Origin of the sequence: Bradyrhizobium sp. G127 (assembly GCF_021502575.1) — a bacterium.
Lineage (GTDB): Bacteria > Pseudomonadota > Alphaproteobacteria > Rhizobiales > Xanthobacteraceae > Afipia.
The window spans coordinates 485,703-503,555 of the sequence record NZ_JAKFGN010000001.1; the positions used below are offsets into that span (position 1 = coordinate 485,703).

The 17,853-nt window shown below is 62.6% G+C and carries 15 protein-coding genes; 11 read left to right on the plus strand and 4 right to left on the minus strand.

Annotation, left to right across the window (positions count from 1 at the left end):
- Positions 1–252: 252 nt before the first annotated feature.
- On the plus strand, positions 253–918 hold the full coding sequence (locus LVY71_RS02370; RefSeq protein WP_235097828.1) for a J domain-containing protein: 666 nt from the start codon (positions 253–255) through the stop codon (positions 916–918).
- 15 nt (positions 919–933) lie between these two features.
- Here the strand turns inward: LVY71_RS02370 and LVY71_RS02375 are convergent, their stop codons facing one another.
- On the minus strand, positions 934–1,554 hold the full coding sequence (locus LVY71_RS02375; RefSeq protein WP_235097831.1) for a DedA family protein: 621 nt from the start codon (positions 1,552–1,554) through the stop codon (positions 934–936).
- A 301-nt stretch (positions 1,555–1,855) separates the two neighbouring features.
- On the opposite strand from LVY71_RS02375, the gene cobS reads away from it, so the two are divergent.
- Genes cobS through LVY71_RS02390 form a run of 3 tightly spaced genes read left to right on the plus strand, consistent with a single transcriptional unit; the run spans position 1,856 to position 5,824 of the window.
- Entirely contained in the window at positions 1,856–2,851 is a 996-nt protein-coding gene (cobS, locus tag LVY71_RS02380; RefSeq protein ID WP_235097834.1) for a cobaltochelatase subunit CobS, read from the plus strand.
- 39 nt (positions 2,852–2,890) lie between these two features.
- Positions 2,891–4,789 (plus strand): cobaltochelatase subunit CobT, encoded by a 1,899-nt coding sequence (cobT, locus tag LVY71_RS02385; RefSeq protein WP_235097836.1) that lies wholly within the window; start codon positions 2,891–2,893, stop codon positions 4,787–4,789.
- 3 nt (positions 4,790–4,792) lie between these two features.
- Positions 4,793–5,824: an esterase-like activity of phytase family protein gene (locus LVY71_RS02390; protein ID WP_235097839.1), complete on the plus strand. Its 1,032-nt coding sequence runs from the start codon at positions 4,793–4,795 to the stop codon at positions 5,822–5,824.
- A 190-nt stretch (positions 5,825–6,014) separates the two neighbouring features.
- Here LVY71_RS02390 and rpmB read toward each other — a convergent pair whose 3' ends face one another.
- Complete coding sequence (gene rpmB / locus LVY71_RS02395; RefSeq protein ID WP_235097841.1) at positions 6,015–6,308, minus strand: 50S ribosomal protein L28; 294 nt, start codon at positions 6,306–6,308, stop codon at positions 6,015–6,017.
- A gap of 306 nt (positions 6,309–6,614) precedes the next feature.
- Here rpmB and LVY71_RS02400 point away from each other — a divergent pair, with 306 nt between their 5' ends.
- The 5 genes from LVY71_RS02400 (at position 6,615) to LVY71_RS02425 (ending at position 13,179) form a co-directional block, all read left to right on the plus strand.
- Positions 6,615–7,484 (plus strand): DUF3108 domain-containing protein, encoded by an 870-nt coding sequence (locus LVY71_RS02400; protein WP_502797528.1) that lies wholly within the window; start codon positions 6,615–6,617, stop codon positions 7,482–7,484.
- 351 nt (positions 7,485–7,835) lie between these two features.
- A complete protein-coding gene (locus tag LVY71_RS02405; RefSeq protein WP_235097843.1) occupies positions 7,836–11,222 on the plus strand; it encodes a helicase-related protein in 3,387 nt (1,128 codons plus the stop codon).
- Between the two features lie 63 nt (positions 11,223–11,285).
- Positions 11,286–11,555, plus strand: a complete 270-nt coding sequence (locus LVY71_RS02410) for an RNA-binding S4 domain-containing protein (protein ID WP_235097845.1) — start codon at positions 11,286–11,288, stop codon at positions 11,553–11,555.
- Between the two features lie 94 nt (positions 11,556–11,649).
- Positions 11,650–11,988, plus strand: coding sequence for a ferredoxin FdxA (gene fdxA, locus LVY71_RS02415; RefSeq protein ID WP_006022415.1), 339 nt, complete (start codon positions 11,650–11,652; stop codon positions 11,986–11,988).
- A gap of 396 nt (positions 11,989–12,384) precedes the next feature.
- The gene (locus tag LVY71_RS02425) at positions 12,385–13,179 is read left to right on the plus strand and encodes a CarD family transcriptional regulator (protein ID WP_283842496.1); all 795 of its coding nucleotides are present in this window, start codon (positions 12,385–12,387) and stop codon (positions 13,177–13,179) included.
- Between the two features lie 86 nt (positions 13,180–13,265).
- On the opposite strand, the gene LVY71_RS02430 is transcribed toward LVY71_RS02425, so the two are convergent.
- Entirely contained in the window at positions 13,266–14,750 is a 1,485-nt protein-coding gene (locus LVY71_RS02430) for a M48 family metalloprotease (protein WP_235097846.1), read from the minus strand.
- A 4-nt stretch (positions 14,751–14,754) separates the two neighbouring features.
- Entirely contained in the window at positions 14,755–15,591 is an 837-nt protein-coding gene (locus LVY71_RS02435; protein WP_235097848.1) for a thermonuclease family protein, read from the minus strand.
- Between the two features lie 220 nt (positions 15,592–15,811).
- Between LVY71_RS02435 and LVY71_RS02440 the strand changes: the two genes are divergently transcribed.
- A complete protein-coding gene (locus tag LVY71_RS02440) occupies positions 15,812–17,017 on the plus strand; it encodes an ABC transporter substrate-binding protein (protein WP_235097850.1) in 1,206 nt (401 codons plus the stop codon).
- Between the two features lie 47 nt (positions 17,018–17,064).
- The gene (locus LVY71_RS02445) at positions 17,065–17,853 is read left to right on the plus strand and encodes an enoyl-CoA hydratase (protein ID WP_235097852.1); all 789 of its coding nucleotides are present in this window, start codon (positions 17,065–17,067) and stop codon (positions 17,851–17,853) included.

Genomic DNA, 17,853 nt, shown 5'->3' on the forward strand with positions numbered 1-17,853 from the left:
GCGGTTCACCCGTGCGGCGGTGTATAGTCCGCGGTCGCGAAAAATTCGTGTCAAGTGTCTCGAATCCGACGTTCGCTTCATTCTGCGCATTCCATCTGCGAACGCCGGATTCGAAAGGACACTTGAAAATATAAATTCTGGTGTGGTTTTGGTTCGCAGGTCCGTATATTGCGCGCGCCGCAGAAGGCGTACGGACCTGCGAACCACCACACTAGACTTGAAGCTTTCAGCAAGGCATCGTCATAGTCAGCCATGGCCATCGACTCATCCAAATTCTTCGACAGCATCCGTGTCAAACCCAACAAGCTGAGCGCGAAGCAGCAGGCTGCGGCGCGCGAGGAAGCGTTGATGTGCGAGGCGCCCGGCTGCAAAAATCGCGGCGCGCATCGCGCGCCCAAGGGCCGTGGTCAGGAGCGGGAATACTGGCACTTCTGCCTCAACCACGTCCGCGAGTACAATCAGGGTTACAACTTCTTTCAGGGCATGGCGCCTGATGCGGTCGCGAGCTACCAGAAAGATGCGCTGACCGGCCATCGTCCGACATGGAAGATGGGTGCGAATGGCGGCCCCAAAGGCAAGAAGGGCAAAGCCGATCTCGACATGGACAGTGCGTCCGATCCGTTCAAGATGTTCGACGAGATGAACGGGCGCGCGAAATGGCGTCCGGGTCCTGGTTCAGGCGCGGACTCCGAGCCGAAAGTGGAAACGCGGAAGATTTTCAACGCCGAGAAGAAGGCGTTGCTGGTGATGGGCCTCGGTCCCGACGCCACGCTTGAAACCGTGAAGGCAAAATACAAGCTGCTGGTGAAGCAGCATCATCCGGATGCCAATGGCGGCGATCGCTCCACCGAGGATCGCCTGATCGAGATCATCAAGGCCTACAACTATCTCAAGACGGTCGTGCGCGGCGCGCCCTGACCACGGCGGCCCGGTTCACGCGAGGCTGCGATTGCGCCAGTGATAAACGGCCCAGCCGATGCACCCGACGGCGATAATGCCTCCGGCCAGCGGCAGTCCGTAGTGCTCGATCTTCATTCCCCATTGTTCGGCGGCGGACCCTGCCAGTACACCCGGCAGCACATGCGCCGGCGCCCAGAACAGGATGGCGATGACGTTCAGGGGAAAGAAACGCCACGGCGGCATTCCAAGCACGCCGGCGATCATGGGAACGATCGCGCGGACCGGGGCGATGAATCGCGCAAAGATCACGGCGAAAGCGCCATAGCGATCGAACAGCGCTTCGCTCTGGGCGATCAGGACGGGATATCCGGACATCGGCCAGGCCGATAATACCGCGCGCTGCTTTGTATGGCCGATCCAGTAACCCAGCCCGTCCCCGAGAATGGCGCCGATCACGGCGGCGGCGAGCACCGGTGTGAGCTGGAGCCCGCCGCCGGGCACCAGTGCGGCAAGGGCTACAATGATGGTCGATCCCGGGATCAGCGAGCCGAGCAGGGGGATGGCTTCGAGAAACGCCGCCAGGAAAACCGCGGCGTAGGCCCATTCGGCGTGACGCAAGACGAGGCCGATCAATTCATGAAGCTGGGAATTCACCCGATGTCCGATGCTGACGCTATTACAAGGGTGGTCAACATATACCGCGAAACAGCGCCGCAAAGCGCGAGAAGGCACTGCCGGCGGACGTTTTGCGGATGGCCAAATTGCGCCCGTTCCCCAACAATCGCAGGGCAGACCTACCAAACCCGCGGAAATTGACTATCTTGATGATAAGACAGCAGAACTTTCATCATGCGGCGGGCTTCTTCCCTTCGCATCTGTCTGCTAGGTTGCGAAACGCACCCCACCCGCAGCAAGTACGTCTGGTTTCGGGAGCATCCGGGACCACGGAGGATTGATGAGCGCCGCCACGACTCTATCGCAGGAACCCGCGAACCTCCCAGACATGAAAGTGTCAGTTCGCCAGGTCTTCGGCATCGACAGCGATCTCGAAGTTCCTGCTTATTCCAACAGCGATCCGCATGTGCCGGATGTCGATTCGGATTACCGTTTCGACCGCGCCACCACGCTCGCCATCCTCGCCGGTTTTTCCAGAAATCGCCGCGTGATGGTCACCGGCTATCACGGCACTGGCAAATCGACTCATATCGAACAGGTGGCCGCGCGGCTGAACTGGCCCTGCGTGCGTGTCAACCTCGACAGCCACATCAGCCGTATCGATCTGGTCGGCAAGGATTCGATTGTGGTCCGCGATGGCAAGCAGGTCACGGAATTCCGTGACGGTATCCTGCCATGGGCGCTTCAGCATAATGTCGCGCTGGTGTTCGACGAATACGACGCCGGCCGACCGGACGTGATGTTCGTGATCCAGCGCGTGCTCGAAGTCTCGGGTCGGCTGACGCTGCTCGACCAGAACAAGGTGATCAAGCCGCATCCGGCGTTCCGCCTGTTCGCCACCGCCAATACGATCGGCTTGGGCGATACCTCGGGCCTCTATCACGGCACCCAGCAGATCAATCAGGGCCAGATGGATCGCTGGTCGATCGTGACCACGCTGAACTATCTGCCGCATGACGAGGAAGTCGAAATCGTGCTGGCGAAAGCCAAGCATTATCGCACCGACGCCGGGCGCGACATCGTCAACAAGATGGTCCGCCTCGCCGATCTGACGCGCAACGCCTTCGCCAACGGCGATCTCTCCACGGTGATGAGCCCGCGCACGGTTATCACCTGGGCGGAAAACGCCGACATCTTCGGCGACATCGGCTTTGCCTTCCGCGTCACCTTCCTGAACAAGTGCGACGAGCTCGAGCGTCCGCTGGTGGCGGAGTTCTATCAGCGTTGCTTCAATGCGGAGTTGCCGGAGAGCGCCGTCAACGTGGCGTTGAGCTAGGATCTGCCCTCTCCCCGCCGTGCGGGGAGGAAAGGTGTCATGAGCACGTCGAACATCAAGTTCAAGACCGGGTCCAAGGAATCTCCGACGGAGCCCTTCAAGCGCGCGGTGACGTCCGCGTTGCGCGCGATCGCCAAGCAGCCTGAACTTGAGGTGACATTCGCAGCCGAGCGTCCGGGCCTGTCGCCCGGCAAGGCGCGGTTGCCGGAGCCGGCGCGCAAGCTGACCCGCAAGGATGCCGCGATTGTGCGCGGCCACGCGGATTCCATTGCGCTCCGGATTGCCTGTCACGATCCGAAAATCCATCGCAAGCTGGCCCCCGGCAATCCGCAGGCGCGCGGTGTGTTCGACGCGGTCGAGCAGGCCCGCGTCGAGGCTATTGGCTCAAAGCGCATGAGCGGCGTCGCCAGGAATCTCACCGCGATGCTCGACGATCATTTTCATCGCGGCAAGTTCGACGAGATCACCGATCGCGCCGACGCGCCGCTGGCCGACGCGCTGGCGATGATGGTGCGCGAGCGCCTGACTGGCCTCGCGCCGCCCACCGCCGCGCGCAAGATGGTCGATCTCTGGCGGCCGGTGCTCGAGGACAAGATCGGTTCGCGTCTCGATCTGTTGAAGAATTTCACCGAGGATCAGTCCCGCTTCGGGGACGCGATCCACGATCTGCTGCAGGCACTCGAACTCAGCGACGACAGAAACGCCGATCAGGACGAGGACGACAATCAGGACGACAACCGCGACGGGGAAAAAGACCAGTCCGGCGCGGATGGATCTCCCGATACCGAGTCCGCCGAGGAGATGAGCGCCGACCAGTCGCAATCCTCCACCGAGGAAATGTCGGAAAACTCCATGGAGAGCGCGCAGGCGTCCGCCAGCGATGCGTTCGACGACAGCGACATGGGCGAGGACGAGACGCCCGGCGAAGCGCAGCGGCCGCCCAATCGCGGCGGCAACGAGCCGCGCGGGCCGGAATATCACGCCTTCGCGCCGAAGTTCGACGAGGTGGTGTCTGCGGAAGATCTCTGCGAGCACGACGAACTGGAGCGGCTGCGCAGCTATCTCGACAAGCAGCTGGCGCATTTGCAGCACATCGTGGCGCGGCTGGCCAACCGGCTGCAACGCAAATTGATGGCGCAGCAGAACCGCGCCTGGGAATTCGATCTCGAGGAAGGGATTCTCGATCCGGCGCGGCTGTCGCGCGTGGTCACCGATCCGTATCATCCGCTGTCCTTCATGCACGAGAAGGAAGCCACCTTTCGCGATACGGTGGTGACGCTGCTGCTCGATAATTCCGGCTCGATGCGCGGTCGCCCCATCACGGTTGCCGCGACCTGCGCCGACATTCTGGCGCGGACGCTGGAGCGTTGCGGCGTCAAGGTCGAGATTCTCGGCTTCACCACGCGGGCATGGAAGGGCGGGCAGTCGCGCGAGGCATGGCTGGCGGCCGGCAAACCCGCCAATCCGGGACGCCTCAACGATCTGCGGCACATCATCTACAAGTCGGCTGATGCGCCGTGGCGGCGCGCGCGCAAGAATCTCGGCCTGATGATGCGCGAAGGCCTGCTCAAGGAAAACATCGATGGCGAGGCGCTCGACTGGGCGCACAAGCGCCTGCTTGGCCGCTCCGAGCAGCGCAAGATTCTGATGATGATCTCTGACGGCGCGCCGGTGGACGACTCCACACTATCCGTCAATCCCGGCAACTATCTTGAGCGGCATCTGCGCCATATCATCGAAGAGATCGAGACCCGCTCGCCGGTCGAGCTGATCGCGATCGGCATCGGCCATGACGTCACGCGCTACTATCGCCGCGCCGTGACCATCGTGGATGCGGAGGAACTCGGCGGCGCGATTACCGAGAAGCTGGCCGAACTGTTCAGCGAGACCCATGTCGAGACGCCATCGCCGTCGCGTCGGCGCAGACTCCACTCCTGACATATGACGATTGACCTGAGCCGGCGGCGATTTCTGCAGAACGCCGCGGCGGCGCTTTCGGCGAGTTCGATCGCTTACAGACCGGAGCGTGGCTTCGCGCAGGCGGCACCCGCGTCGCTTGAGGTCAATGCGCGTCAGATCGAGTCTTTCGACCCGCGCGATCCGACCCATCTTCGTTACGGCTCGCTGGAATTTCGCAGCGGCCTCGTTCTGACCTCCTCGTTTCGCGGCTTTGGCGGGTTGTCGGGATTGCGGCTCGACAAGAAGGGCGAGCAGTTCGTCGCCATCAGCGACAAGGGCAACTGGTTCACCGGCCGGATCGTCTACAAGGGCAGACGTCTTGCCGGTCTTGCAGATGTGAAGTCCGCGCCGATGCTGGACTCTGGCGGCAGGAAGATCACGTCACGCGGATGGTTCGACAGCGAGTCGCTCGCCTTCGACGGCACGACCGCCTATGTGGGGCTTGAACGCGTCAACCAGATCCTGCGCTTCGATTTCAGCAAGGGCGGTGTTTTCTCGCGTGGCCAGGTTGTGCCCGTGCCGCCCGGCATCGGCGATCTGCCTTTCAACAGGGGACTCGAGGCGCTGGTGTTCGTGCCGAAAGGCCAGCCGCTCGGCGGAACGCTGATCGCGCTCTCCGAGGCGGGGCTTGACGCGGCGGGCAACATTCAGGCCTTCCTGATCGGCGGACCGTCGCCGGGGCAGTTCACGGTGGCGCGGACAAAAAAATACGACATCAGCGATGCTGTCTTGCTGCCGTCGGGCGATCTCCTGCTGCTGGAGCGAAAGTTCTCGCTGCTGGAGGGCGTCGGCATCCGCATCCGCCGCGTGCCGGTCAAATCCGTTGTGCCGGATGCCATCGTCGACGGGCCGGCCATCTTCGAAGCCGACCTCGGATACGAGATCGACAACATGGAAGGCATCGACACCCACGTCACGGACGGCGGCGAGACCGTCGTGACCATGGTGTCCGACGATAATTTCTCGATGATCCAGCGCACGTTGCTGCTTCAGTTCACGCTGGTGGGGGATTGAACGCCGTCATCCTGAGGTGCGAACTCTTGTGAGCCTCGAAGGATGAGGGCGGCTAGCAGATGATTTTTGCTGCGCATCCTTCGAAGCTCGCCGCAAGCGCGGCTCGCACCTCAGGATGACGCCGACGAAGGCGCAACAAAAAAGCCGGGCAAAGCCCGGCTTTTTAAAATCTGATTACAGGATCGAACGATCAGCTCGCGGCGGCGAGCTTCTTCTTTTCGATCTGGCGCTTCAGCTCAACCGCCTTCGGCGACAGGTCGTCGGCATTGGCCTTGAGCAGGAATGCGTCGAGGCCGCCGCGATGATCGACCGACTTCAGCGCGTTGGTCGAGACGCGCAGGCGCACCGAGCGGCCGAGCGCGTCAGAGATCAGCGTGACGTTGCACAGGTTCGGCAGGAACCGGCGCTTGGTCTTGTGGTTCGAGTGGCTGACCTTGTGGCCAACCTGAGGGCCCTTGGCCGTCAATTCGCAGCGCCGAGACATGGCGAAATCCTTGTATCTCCCCGGGACCACCTCATCGAAAGGGGCTCCGCGCGGGGCGGGTTGAGACCGTCCATTTCAGGAACGCCGGACCTATAAGGGGCCAGCCGCCCAGCGTCAAGGTTGAGAGGCGATTTCAGAGGCTTAACGTCCCTGTGCCGCGGGCGGCCGCCATCGGGCAGAAACGGGGATTTTCCCCGTTAAACCAGTGGTTTCCTAACATATAATCGACGTAATCGGCCACCAGACAGAGTGATGACAGGCTTTCCATAGGGCATTTTTCCGCCCATCAGGATTTCGTCGTTGGACATGTTCCGGTTTCCAAAGATCGTACGGACTGGGGGACCGGGGCTCCGTCTGCTGGGCATGATGGCGGCCTGCGCCTCCCTTCTCGCGATGTCGGCCGTCACTATGGCGGTGCCTGCGAATGCCCAGGGACGGCTCGACGCCAAATACGAAGCCTCGCTCGCCGGACTTCCCATCGGGAAGGGCGCCTGGATTGTGGACATTGCCGAAGACCAATATTCGGCCGCCGTCAGCGGCGCTACCACGGGACTGATGAAATCCATCGGCGGCGGCAACGGCACGGGCACATCGCAGGGGCGCATCGTTGCCGGACAGTTCGCGCCACTGAACTACATCTCGACCGTTCACTATGGCAAGAAAGCCGAGACCATTCGCATCGCGCTCGCGGGCGGCAATGTGAAGGATTCGGCCATCGAGCCGTCGCCGCCGGAGAATCCCGACCGGATTCCGGTGACCGATGCGCACCGCCGCAGCGTGCTCGATCCGATGACGGGCTCATTGCTGCGCGCGGCGGGGACCGGCGACCTGCTCAGCCCGGAGTCCTGCCGCAAGACCATGCCGGTCTTCGACGGCAGAATGCGCTACGACTTGCGCTTCGAGTTCAAGCGCATGGATACGGTGAAGGCGGAGAAGGGCTATCGGGGCCCCGCGCTCGTTTGTGCTGTTTATTTCACGCCGATCGCGGGCTACGTACCTGATCGCGTCTCGATCAAGTACGTCGCCGCGCAGCGCGATATGGAAATCTGGTTTGCGCCGATCGCCGGAACGCGGGTGCTGGCTCCCTTCAGGATCACGATTCCGACCCCGCTCGGCACCGGCATGATCGAGGCGACGGAATTCATCTCGGTGCAGAAGACCGCCAAGACGAACTGAATCCGCTGAAGGTTTGGCGATGACCGGCCAGGACAGTTTGGCGGCAGAATCTCACCCTGAATCGTGTTGACTCTTCGGCCAATCCGATTCGACTCCGGTCTTAACGAATTCAACGCAATCCCGGCGGGTAAGGAGCGCGCCTGAACCTCATCTAGTATCGCCAGCGGAGTGTTTGTGCGACATGTTGCGGTGAACATTGCAGCCGCACCGCGAGTCAGCGATTCGGGCTTCTTTCGTTCCGTGCCCGTTCCAAACCTTAAGCCATGACGCGAAAAGCGTCGCATTGTGAGACACTTCTCTAGAATCCTGCTGCGGCGTCCGCGTCGTGTGCGTCATGCGGACCCTTTGAAAATGCCCCTGTCGTCTTCCGCGCCGCTGTTCTCGAACGACCGTGCCCCTGGTGCCGGCGTCACCGCGGTGCTCGGTCCCACCAACACCGGCAAGACCCATCTCGCCATTGAGCGGATGCTCGCGCACTCGTCGGGAATCATCGGCCTGCCGCTGCGCTTGCTGGCGCGCGAGGTTTACAACAAGATTGCCGCGCGGGCCGGTGCGGACGCCGTCGCGCTGATTACCGGCGAAGAGAAGATCAAGCCGCCGCGGGCGCGATATTGGGTCTCCACCGTGGAGGCGATGCCGCGCGATCTCGATGTCTCGTTTCTGGCGGTGGACGAAATCCAGATCGCGGCCGATCTCGAGCGCGGTCACGTGTTCACCGATAAGATCCTGAACCGGCGCGGGCGCGACGAGACGCTGCTGTTGGGCGCCGCGACCATGCGGCCGATCATCGAACGGCTGCTGCCCGGCGCCAATATCGTGACCCGGCCGAGGCTGTCGCAGCTCGAATTCGCCGGTGACCGCAAGATTACGCGGCAGCCGAGGCGTACCGCGATCGTCGCGTTTTCCGCCGACGAGGTCTACGCCATCGCCGAACTGATCCGGCGTCAGCATGGCGGTGCTGCGGTCGTGCTTGGATCGCTTTCGCCGCGCACCCGCAACGCGCAGGTGGAAATGTTCCAGTCCGGCGACGTCGATTATCTCGTCGCCACTGACGCCGTCGGCATGGGGCTCAATCTCGATGTCGATCATGTGGCCTTCGCCTCCGATCGAAAATACGACGGCTATCAGTTCCGCCGGCTGACGCCTTCGGAGTTTGCACAAATCGCAGGCCGTGCCGGCCGCGCCACGCGAGACGGCACCTTCGGCACCACGGGACGCTGTGCGCCGTTCGAGCCGGAACTGGTCAATGCGTTGCAAAACCACACCTTCGACAGCGTGAAGGTGCTGCAATGGCGCAATACGCGGCTGGATTTCTCGTCGCTGGCGGCACTTCAGGTCTCGCTGGCGTTGACGCCGAACCACGAGGCCCTGACCCGTGCACCGGTCGCCGAGGACATCCGTGTGCTCGACCACGCGGCACGCGACGAGGAGGTCCGCGACATGGCCAAAGGCTCCGGCGCCGTGGAGCGGCTCTGGGAGGCCTGCCAGATCCCCGATTATCGCAAGCTGTCACCCGCCGCCCATGCCGAACTCGTCACCACGCTGTTCGGCTTCCTGATGCGAAAGGGGCGGATTCCGGATGACTGGTTCGCCGCGCAGATCGCGCAAACCGAGCGCACCGACGGCGATATCGACACATTATCGGCCCGGATTGCCCAGATTCGGACCTGGACATTTGCGGCAAATCGCCCCGATTGGCTCACGAATCCCGAGCACTGGCAGGGAATTGCCCGTGGCGTCGAGGATAAATTGTCGGATGCCCTGCATGAAAGGCTAACTGAGCGTTTCGTTGATCGCCGGACCAGTGTATTGATGCGCCGCTTACGGGAAAACACGATGCTGAATACCGAGATTGGGAAGACGGGCGAAGTGATCGTAGAGGGCCATATGATTGGCCGTCTCGACGGATTCATGTTCGCGCCGGAATCTGCGGAAGCGGGCTCCGATGCGAAGGCCCTGCAGGCTGCTGCTCTGAAAGCGCTGGCCGGCGAGATCGATGCGCGCGCGGAAAAGCTGTCGAATGCACCGGACGATCAGTTCGTGCTGGCGTCCGACGGCACGCTGCGCTGGACCGGTGATGCGGTCGCTAAACTCGTCGCAGCCGACAGCGTCCTGCATCCGCGTATCCGCATCATCGCCGACGAACGACTGACCGGCGCGCCGCGCGATGCGGTGCAGACGCGGCTCGACCTGTGGCTGAAGACGCATATCGAAAAGGTTCTCGGGCCGCTGTTCGATCTGTCGAAGGCCGAGGACGTCACCGGCATCGCGCGCGGCATCGCCTTCCAGTTGATCGAGGCCATGGGCGTGCTGGAGCGCGCGAAGATCGCAGCCGAGATGAAGGATCTCGATCAGCCGTCGCGTGCATCGCTGCGCAAATACGGCGTGCGCTTCGGCGCCTATCATATTTTCCTGCCCGCGCTGCTGAAGCCGGCCGCGCGCGGCCTCGCGTCGCTGCTGATGGCGTTGAAGAACGACAATACCGACTGGGCGGCGTTGACAGGCGCGCAGCATCTGGCGGCGAGCGGACGCACCTCGTTTCCCGCGGACAAGGCGCTCAATCAGGATACCTACCGCACCCTCGGCTACAAACTCGCGGGCGACCGCGCAGTGCGCGTCGATATTCTCGAACGTCTTGCGGATCTGATCCGTCCGGCGCTGTCGTGGCGTCCCGGCTCGACGGGAACGAAGCCCGCAGGTGCGTTCGACGGACGCTCGTTCACCGCGACGCAGGCCATGACCTCGCTGACCGGATCGGCCGGCGAGGACTTTGCCTCGATCCTGAAGGCGCTCGGCTATCGCATGGAGAAGCGGCCGCCGCTGCCGGTTGAGGTGGCGCCGTCCGCGGTGGCTGCAGAGATTCCTGCCGCGGATGCTGCGACTGAAGCGGTGACCGAATCCGATCCGGCTGCAACCGGGGCGGCGGTATCGTCTGAAGTCGCTGTTGAACCCGAGGCCGCGGCGGCAACGGACGACATTGCCGACATCACCAACGAGACAGCAGTCCCCGCCGAGACGGTATCTGCCGAATCTTCTGCTGCGCGTTTGCCGGAAGTGAATTTTGCGCCGGCCATCGAAGCTGGTGAGCCAGCGTCTGAGGCTGCTGCCGTCGATGCATCTGCCGAACCGGTCGCTGTTGCCGAGTCCGCTGAAATTGCAACCGACGAAGCTGCGTCTGCGGATCAGGTTGCTGCCGACGCTCCGGTCGCGGCGGTGCCCGAACTGGTCGAAGTCTGGCGGCCGGGCGGCCGTTCCGACGAGCGCCGGCCGCGTCATGACCGCAGCCGCTACAAAGGGCCTGACAAATCCGCAGCCCCAGCAGCGGAAGGCGAAACGCCTGCAACCGAAGGCGACAAGCGCGAGCGCCACGGCCGCAACCGGCGTGATCGCAACAACGACCATCGCCGGCCGCGCAGCGACACGCCTGCGGCCGCGGCAGAAGGCGCCGAGGCTGCGCAGCAGGCACGTCCGCCGCGTCCTGATCGCGATGCCCGCAACGACAAGGGCGGTCGCCCGCCGCGCGACAACAACTTCAAGGGCAAGGACCGAAATCAGGAGCGGGGCAAGTTCGACAAGCGCGGCCGCGATGGACGCAAGGACGATCGCGGCGGTGCCGCACTGCGCACCTATGCCTCCACCGCCGCGCCGCGCGAGCGCGATCGTCCGGCCGATCCGAATTCGCCTTTTGCGAAACTGGCCGCGCTCAAGGAGCAGCTCGCGGGCAATCGCAAGGAATAATCTGGTGCGGCGTTCGCAAGCGCGCCGCAAGTTCTAACGAATTTCGGATTCGGGACACCGGGTTTGGATCGTCAGCGCCTCGACAAGTGGTTGTGGCACGCGCGGGTCGTGAGGACCCGGACCGATGCGGCTGCTCTGGTCGCCAAGGGCCGCGTTCGCATCAATGGGATGCGGCAAGCATCTCCGGGGCATTCCGTGAAGGAAGACGATGTGCTCACCATCGCGCTCGATGCCCGGGTGCGTATCCTGAAGGTGGCGGGATTTTGCGACCGGCGGGGCGATGCCAGCGCCGCGCAGGCGACCTATCTCGATTTGCAATCGCCCCCGGAATGATTATTTGCCAGCAATCCCAAGCACAACTTCCCTTGCGGCGCTCCACATCCTGCGCTACGCCACACTTGAAATTTAGACCCTTCCGGAGCCTTGGATGACCTACGTCGTCACTGAAAACTGCATCAAGTGCAAGTACATGGACTGCGTGGAAGTATGCCCCGTGGATTGCTTCTACGAGGGCGAGAACATGCTGGTGATCCATCCGGACGAGTGCATCGACTGCGGCGTGTGCGAGCCGGAGTGCCCTGCGGACGCGATCAAGCCCGACACCGAACCCAGCCTCGAGAAATGGCTGGAGGTGAATGCTGAATACGCCAAGTCCTGGCCCAACATTACCCAGAAAAAGGATGCGCCCGACGACGCCAAGGAATTCGACGGCGTCGAAGGCAAGTTCGACAAATATTTTTCCGCCAATCCCGGTTCCGGCGACTGATTTTGTCTCCGGCGCGCCGCGCTGTAAATTTCTCTGCGGATAACTTTTAACCCTACCGGCGATGAATGCCCCGGTTGAGGCGGGCGAAGCCTCGCCTTGGGCCATAAATCATTGATTTTTGCGGGAAATGTGCTATTTTGGGCACATTACGCGAGCTGAACCCCTTTTGCCCTCGCTTAGGGCCCTAACGGGTTCCCGACAAACCATTAAACAGGGGCGTGGCGGTTCCCACGCATAGGCGCTGTGTCAGACAAATCGCGTCATAAAAAGAACTCCAAAATAAAAGACAAGGGTTCCAAGGATAAGGGCACCACGAAGGCGTCTGCGGCTGGCCGTAGCGCGCCGAAAAAGGATGCTCGCGCATCCGCCCCAACCTCAAAAAACAAAAGAAGCACAATGCCCAACAAAAAGCCTGCCAAGCCGTCTGCCAAGGCGCCGGCGAAATCCGCCGCGAAGCCTGCGAAGACGGTGTCCAAGACTGCCGCCAAGCCCCCTGTCGCAAAAGCTGCTGTGAAAACCGTTGCCGGCAAGCCTGCCGCGAAGCCGGTGGCTGCCGCCCCGCGCGTGGAGGAGCCTAAGAAGGTTCTGACCCAGCGTCAGGGATTCAAGACCAATGAATTCGTGGTGTATCCGGCGCATGGCGTCGGCCAGATCCTTGCGATCGAAGAGCAGGAAATCGCGGGCGCTCGGCTTGAGCTGTTCGTCATCACCTTCGTCAAGGACAAGATGACGCTGCGGGTGCCGACCGCGAAGGTCGCCAATGTGGGCATGCGCAAGCTGTCGGATCCGTCGCTGGTGAAGCGCGCGCTGGAAACTCTCAAGGGCCGCGCGCGCATCAAGCGCACGATGTGGTCGCGCCGCGCGCAGGAATACGAAGCAAAGATCAATTCCGGCGACATCGTCGCCATCGCGGAAGTGGTGCGCGATCTGTTCCGTTCGGAATCGCAGCCCGAGCAGTCCTACAGCGAGCGTCAGCTTTATGAAGCGGCCCTCGACCGCCTGTCGCGCGAGATCGCCGTGGTTCAGCACGTCACCGAGACCGAAGCGGTCAAGGAAATCGAGTCGAACCTTGCCAAGAGCCCGCGCCGCGGCGCCAAGGCGGAAGTCGAAGCCGGCGCCGATGCGGCGGCTGACGATGCCGACGACAGCGACGATGGCGATGACTCGGTGTCCGCTGACGAGGCCGCGTAATCGGCTTTCGGTATCACCTGATTGAAAAAGCCCGGCTTTGCAGCCGGGCTTTTTGTTTCAGGGTCATCAAACGGGCGAAAGCCGGATCAGTCGACGACGATCTTCACCCGCTCGCGCGGCTTCAGGGTCGAGCGGGAGTCCAGCCCGTTGAGCACGCGGAAGCGGTCCACCGGACGATCGACGCCTTGCATCCGCGACGCCACTGACTCCACCGTATCGCCGGGTTGCACCGTGACGACCTTGATGCGCAGCGGCCGCGCCGCCTGAATCTCGGCCAGCGTCAGGCGACGGAAGGAATTCACCGTATCGCGGAAGCTGCGGTCGGTTTCCGCAGTTTTCGCTTTGGTTGCAAAAATGAAACGGTAGACGTCGCTGCCGAAACGCAGCGCATAGATTCTGAACTGCCATTGATCGCCGCTGGCCGTGGCGGTCGCGGACGGGAAGCCGTTGATGCTCAGATCCTGCGTCGATGTCTTGTCGACGTTCTCCATCCAGCCGGAATTGAGATAATCCCCAAGCGTCTGTTCCGACGGAACGCGCACGACGTCGAAGCGCATGGCCTGCGTGCCGCCTTCGCGAACGCCGACCACGGCCTGCGCGGTGTTTTCAAGCACGAAGCTTTCGGGCACCTGGAACGTGAAGCCCAGCTTCGGATGCAGGAAGCGGCGGCCGCGCACGAACCCTTCGCTCGGGTCTTCGCCGTAGACCAGATTGTCGATCGCCGAGAGGTAGCTGTCGCGGTCGCGTTCGACGGATTCCGGCGATGCATACTGGCGCGCATTGGCTTGCGCATTCTGCACGCGCTCCGGGGTCGCGGGATGCGACGACAGGAAGTCCAGCGAGCGCGGATCGGCCGGGGCGCGGTTGGCTTTCAGGGCGGCGTTGCGTTCCATCGCCGTGAGGAAGCGGGATGCGCCGAACGGATCGAATTTGGCACGCGATGCAATGCCGACGCCGATGCCGTCCGCCTCGAATTCCTGCGCGCGCGAGAAGCTCGCCATCGTCAGCTTGGTTTTGGCCAGCGCCAGCGCCGTCATGTCGGCATCATTGCTCATGTCGGCGACGACGCGGGTGACGACCGCAGCCTGCTTGGCCTGATCCTCGCGGATCGCGGCATGCTTGGCGAGCACATGCGCCATTTCGTGCGCGAGCACCGACGACAGTTCCGAGGTGTCGCTGGCCAGCGCGACCAAACCGCGCGTGACGTAGAGTTGCCCGGTGGGCAGCGCGAAAGCATTCACCGCTCCGGAATTGAGGATTGTCACCTTGTAGGACAGGTCAGGCCGCTCGGATGCCGCGACAAGGCGATCAACCGTCTTGGTGATCAGCGCCTCCAGCCGCGGGTCATCATAGGCTCCGCCATACGATGACAGGATGCGCTCGTGCTCGCGTTCGGTCGCCGGGGTCTGCGCGGCGGGCCTGTTCGGTTTGACCGGCGCCAGACCTGGGTTCGACGCCGTCTGGAAACGGCCGAGGTCGCCGCAGCCGCCGAGCGCCAGCGAAGCGCACAGTGCCGCCGCCGCAAAAATGCGGCTGGAGATCCTGTCTCGCTGGCTTGCGGGTGCTGCCACGTCCTTATCTGCCTTCCGCCTTTGGCCCCATGTCTCTGGCGGCCGCATCGCCCGTCACAACGGGAACGGCCGCCGCAATCAACTCGATCTGCCCCGGATGCGATGCTTCAATCCGCGGACCGCCCCTTTGCTCGACCCAACCCCGAGCCCGAACTCGCTTATCCTTCAGGGACTTAAGGTCGATCCCGGCGGCTTCGAAGGACGGCATCATGCGCTTTGAAATAGTCACGGCAAAGCCCCGTGTCCATCGCCGGCCGAAATTGACGTAAAATGTCGCGCCCGCCAGCTGCGCCGACGAAATCGTCCCCTCCACCACGGCAAACCGTCCCTTTCCGGCCAAAATATCGTCGGGTCTTTCCGCGTTTTTTAAGGCAGCGGAACTGACCCAGATGCCGCGCCTTGCCGAGCGTGCGGCGGCTTCGGCGGCGAGCAGCGCGGCGAAGCAGGGCGCGTCAGTCATGACCGGCGACGCCACGGCCTCGCCGCGGCCGAGCAATTCCGACTGGATCGAAGTCCCGGAGTCTTTTGCAAAGACGAATGCCGGCTGGCGGCCGTAGCGGTCTGGCCTGTCATCCGGACCGCGCAGCGTGACCTCGCGATTGCCGATCAGTGCAGCCAAGATTTCGCTGCCTCGCGTCGCGGTCTCCTGCATCGGCTCGATGCCGGCGAGGCGCACCTCGCGTCCGTCGTCGAGGCGAAACGTTCGCGCATCAAGAACGGTGGCGACGCGGCCTTCACCTTGATGCGCAAACTCGCACGCCGCGTGAAGAGCGCCGCTGGTGCAAGCCGTCAACAGGACAGCGCAGCCAAACGTCATCGAGATGCGGCGATCAATCGTCACGTGGCCGGACCTTGCGAAAGTCAAAAACGGATACGGCGAAATCAATTCCGATCTGCGAAATGTGTTGCCGGTCGATAACATGAGTCAAGTACGCTCACATGGCGAGCGGCGACATTTGCATGACCGCTTGCTTGCTGGTATCGCGCGGTTACGCCATGATGGGCGCAATGAAAGATACCGCCGATCAAGGCGAGCTATCGATTTCGGGAGGCAGTATATAATGAAGACAGTTCTCGCTGGTGTGATTTCATCTGTTCTGGTGCTGGGTTCTGGCGCGGCAACAGCGCAAGGCAATCCACCCCTGAAGCTCGGCGCGATCCTCGACATGTCGGGGCTTTACGCGGATATCACCGGCGTCGGCAGCGAGACCGCGGCGAAAATGGCGGCGGAAGATTTCGGCGGCACGGTGCTGGGCCGAAAGATCGAGATCATCGCAGCGGATCATCTCAACAAGGCGGATCTTGCGTCGAGCATCGCGCGCGACATGTTCGATAATCAGGGCGTCGAGGCGATCATGGACGTCGCGGCTTCCGCCACGGCGCTTGCCGCCAACGAGATCGCCAAGGCGCGCAACAAGATCATCATGTTCAGCGGTCCCGGCTCGGTTCGTCTTACCAATGAGGCGTGCGGGCCTTACAGCGTTCACTATGCCTACGACACGTTCGCGCAGGCGAACTCGACGGGCCTTGCCACGGTGAAGACCGGTCTCGACACCTGGTTCTTCCTTCAGGCCGACTACGCATTCGGTCAGGATCTGGAGAAGGACACCACCAATGTCGTGACCAAGATGGGCGGTAAGGTGCTGGGCACGGTCAAGCATCCGCTCAATACATCGGACTTCTCGTCGTTCCTGTTGCAGGCGCAGAGTTCGAAGGCCAAGGTTGTCGGCCTCGCCAATGCGGGTGGCGACACCATCAATGCGATCAAGCAGGGCGCCGAATTCGGCCTGATGAAGGGCGGTCAGAAAATGTCGCCGCTGCTGGCTTTCATCACCGACATCGACAGCATCGGTCTCGATACCGCGCAGGGAATCGTTCTGGCCGAAGCCTGGTACTGGGATTTGAATGACGATACGCGTGCCTTCACCAAGCGTTTCATGGAGAAGATCAAGCACGCGCCGACGTCCGCGCAGGCCGGCATCTATTCATCCGTTCTGCATTACCTGAAGGCGGTGAAGGCGGCAGGCACGACCGATCCGGCCGCAGTCATGAAGGCGATGAAGTCGGCGCCGATCAACGACATGTTCGCAAAGAACGGGAAGATCCGCGAAGACGGCCGCATGATCCACGACATGTATCTGTTCGAGGTGAAGAAGCCGTCGGAGTCAAAGGGACGGTGGGACGACTACAAGTTGCTGGCGACAATTCCCGGCGATCAGGCGTTCCAGCCGCTGGAGGCTTCGCGCTGCCCGCTGCTCAAGAAGTAGCAGGCGGCGGCTTTTACGCGTCGTCTCGATTTCAGGGAATCGCCATCATGACCGGAACAGTTCTGCAAAGTCTCGACCGCGGCCTTTTGACCATCACCATGAATCGGCCCGATCGGCGCAATGCGATCAACGCCGAGATGTCGGCGGGCCTGATCGAGGCGGCGCGGCGGGCGGCGGAGGACGCCGAGGTGAGGGCCGTCCTGCTGCGCGGCGCCAACGGCACGTTCTGCGTCGGCGGCGACGTCAAGTCGATGGCCGAAAACAAGACCACGCTCTCCTATGAGGCGAAGCGCGAGGCTCTCCGGCGCGGCATGGAAATCTCGAGGCTGCTGCATCTGATGCCGAAGCCGGTAGTGGCGCAGATCGATGGTGCGGCGGCCGGAGCGGGGCTGTCGATTGCGTTGTCCTGTGACCTGCGGGTGGCCGGGGCGTCTGCCAAGATCACCACAGCCTTCGCCAAGGTCGGCTTCTCCGGAGACTACGGCGGGACATACTTTCTGACCCAGATGCTCGGCAGCGCCAAGGCGCGCGAGCTTTATCTGATGTCGCCAGTGCTCACCGCTCAGGACGCGCTGGCGCTCGGCATGGTGACGAAAGTCGTTCCGGATGCGGATGTCGCAAACGTCGCGACCGAACTTGCGATGTCGCTGGCGCAGGGGCCGACGGTGACGCTCGGCTACATCAAGCGCAACATCAACAATGCCGAGACACTGTCGCTCGAAGCCTGCTTCGATGCCGAGGCGGCGCATCACTCCCGATGTTCGGAAACCGACGATCACCGCGAGGCCGCGAAAGCCTTCATGGAAAAGCGCAAGGCCGTGTTCAAGGGGCACTGA

Coding starts and splice junctions, on each gene's coding strand:
- cobS (WP_235097834.1), top strand. CDS start 1,856: ATGAGCGCCGCCACGACTCTATCGCAGGAACCCGCGAACCTCCCAGAC.
- LVY71_RS02425 (WP_283842496.1), top strand. CDS start 12,385: ATGCCCAACAAAAAGCCTGCCAAGCCGTCTGCCAAGGCGCCGGCGAAA.
- LVY71_RS02390 (WP_235097839.1), top strand. CDS start 4,793: ATGACGATTGACCTGAGCCGGCGGCGATTTCTGCAGAACGCCGCGGCG.
- LVY71_RS02370 (WP_235097828.1), top strand. CDS start 253: ATGGCCATCGACTCATCCAAATTCTTCGACAGCATCCGTGTCAAACCC.
- LVY71_RS02405 (WP_235097843.1), top strand. CDS start 7,836: ATGCCCCTGTCGTCTTCCGCGCCGCTGTTCTCGAACGACCGTGCCCCT.
- fdxA (WP_006022415.1), top strand. CDS start 11,650: ATGACCTACGTCGTCACTGAAAACTGCATCAAGTGCAAGTACATGGAC.
- rpmB (WP_235097841.1), bottom strand. CDS start 6,308: ATGTCTCGGCGCTGCGAATTGACGGCCAAGGGCCCTCAGGTTGGCCAC.
- LVY71_RS02440 (WP_235097850.1), top strand. CDS start 15,812: ATGAAGACAGTTCTCGCTGGTGTGATTTCATCTGTTCTGGTGCTGGGT.
- LVY71_RS02445 (WP_235097852.1), top strand. CDS start 17,065: ATGACCGGAACAGTTCTGCAAAGTCTCGACCGCGGCCTTTTGACCATC.
- cobT (WP_235097836.1), top strand. CDS start 2,891: ATGAGCACGTCGAACATCAAGTTCAAGACCGGGTCCAAGGAATCTCCG.
- LVY71_RS02400 (WP_502797528.1), top strand. CDS start 6,615: ATGTTCCGGTTTCCAAAGATCGTACGGACTGGGGGACCGGGGCTCCGT.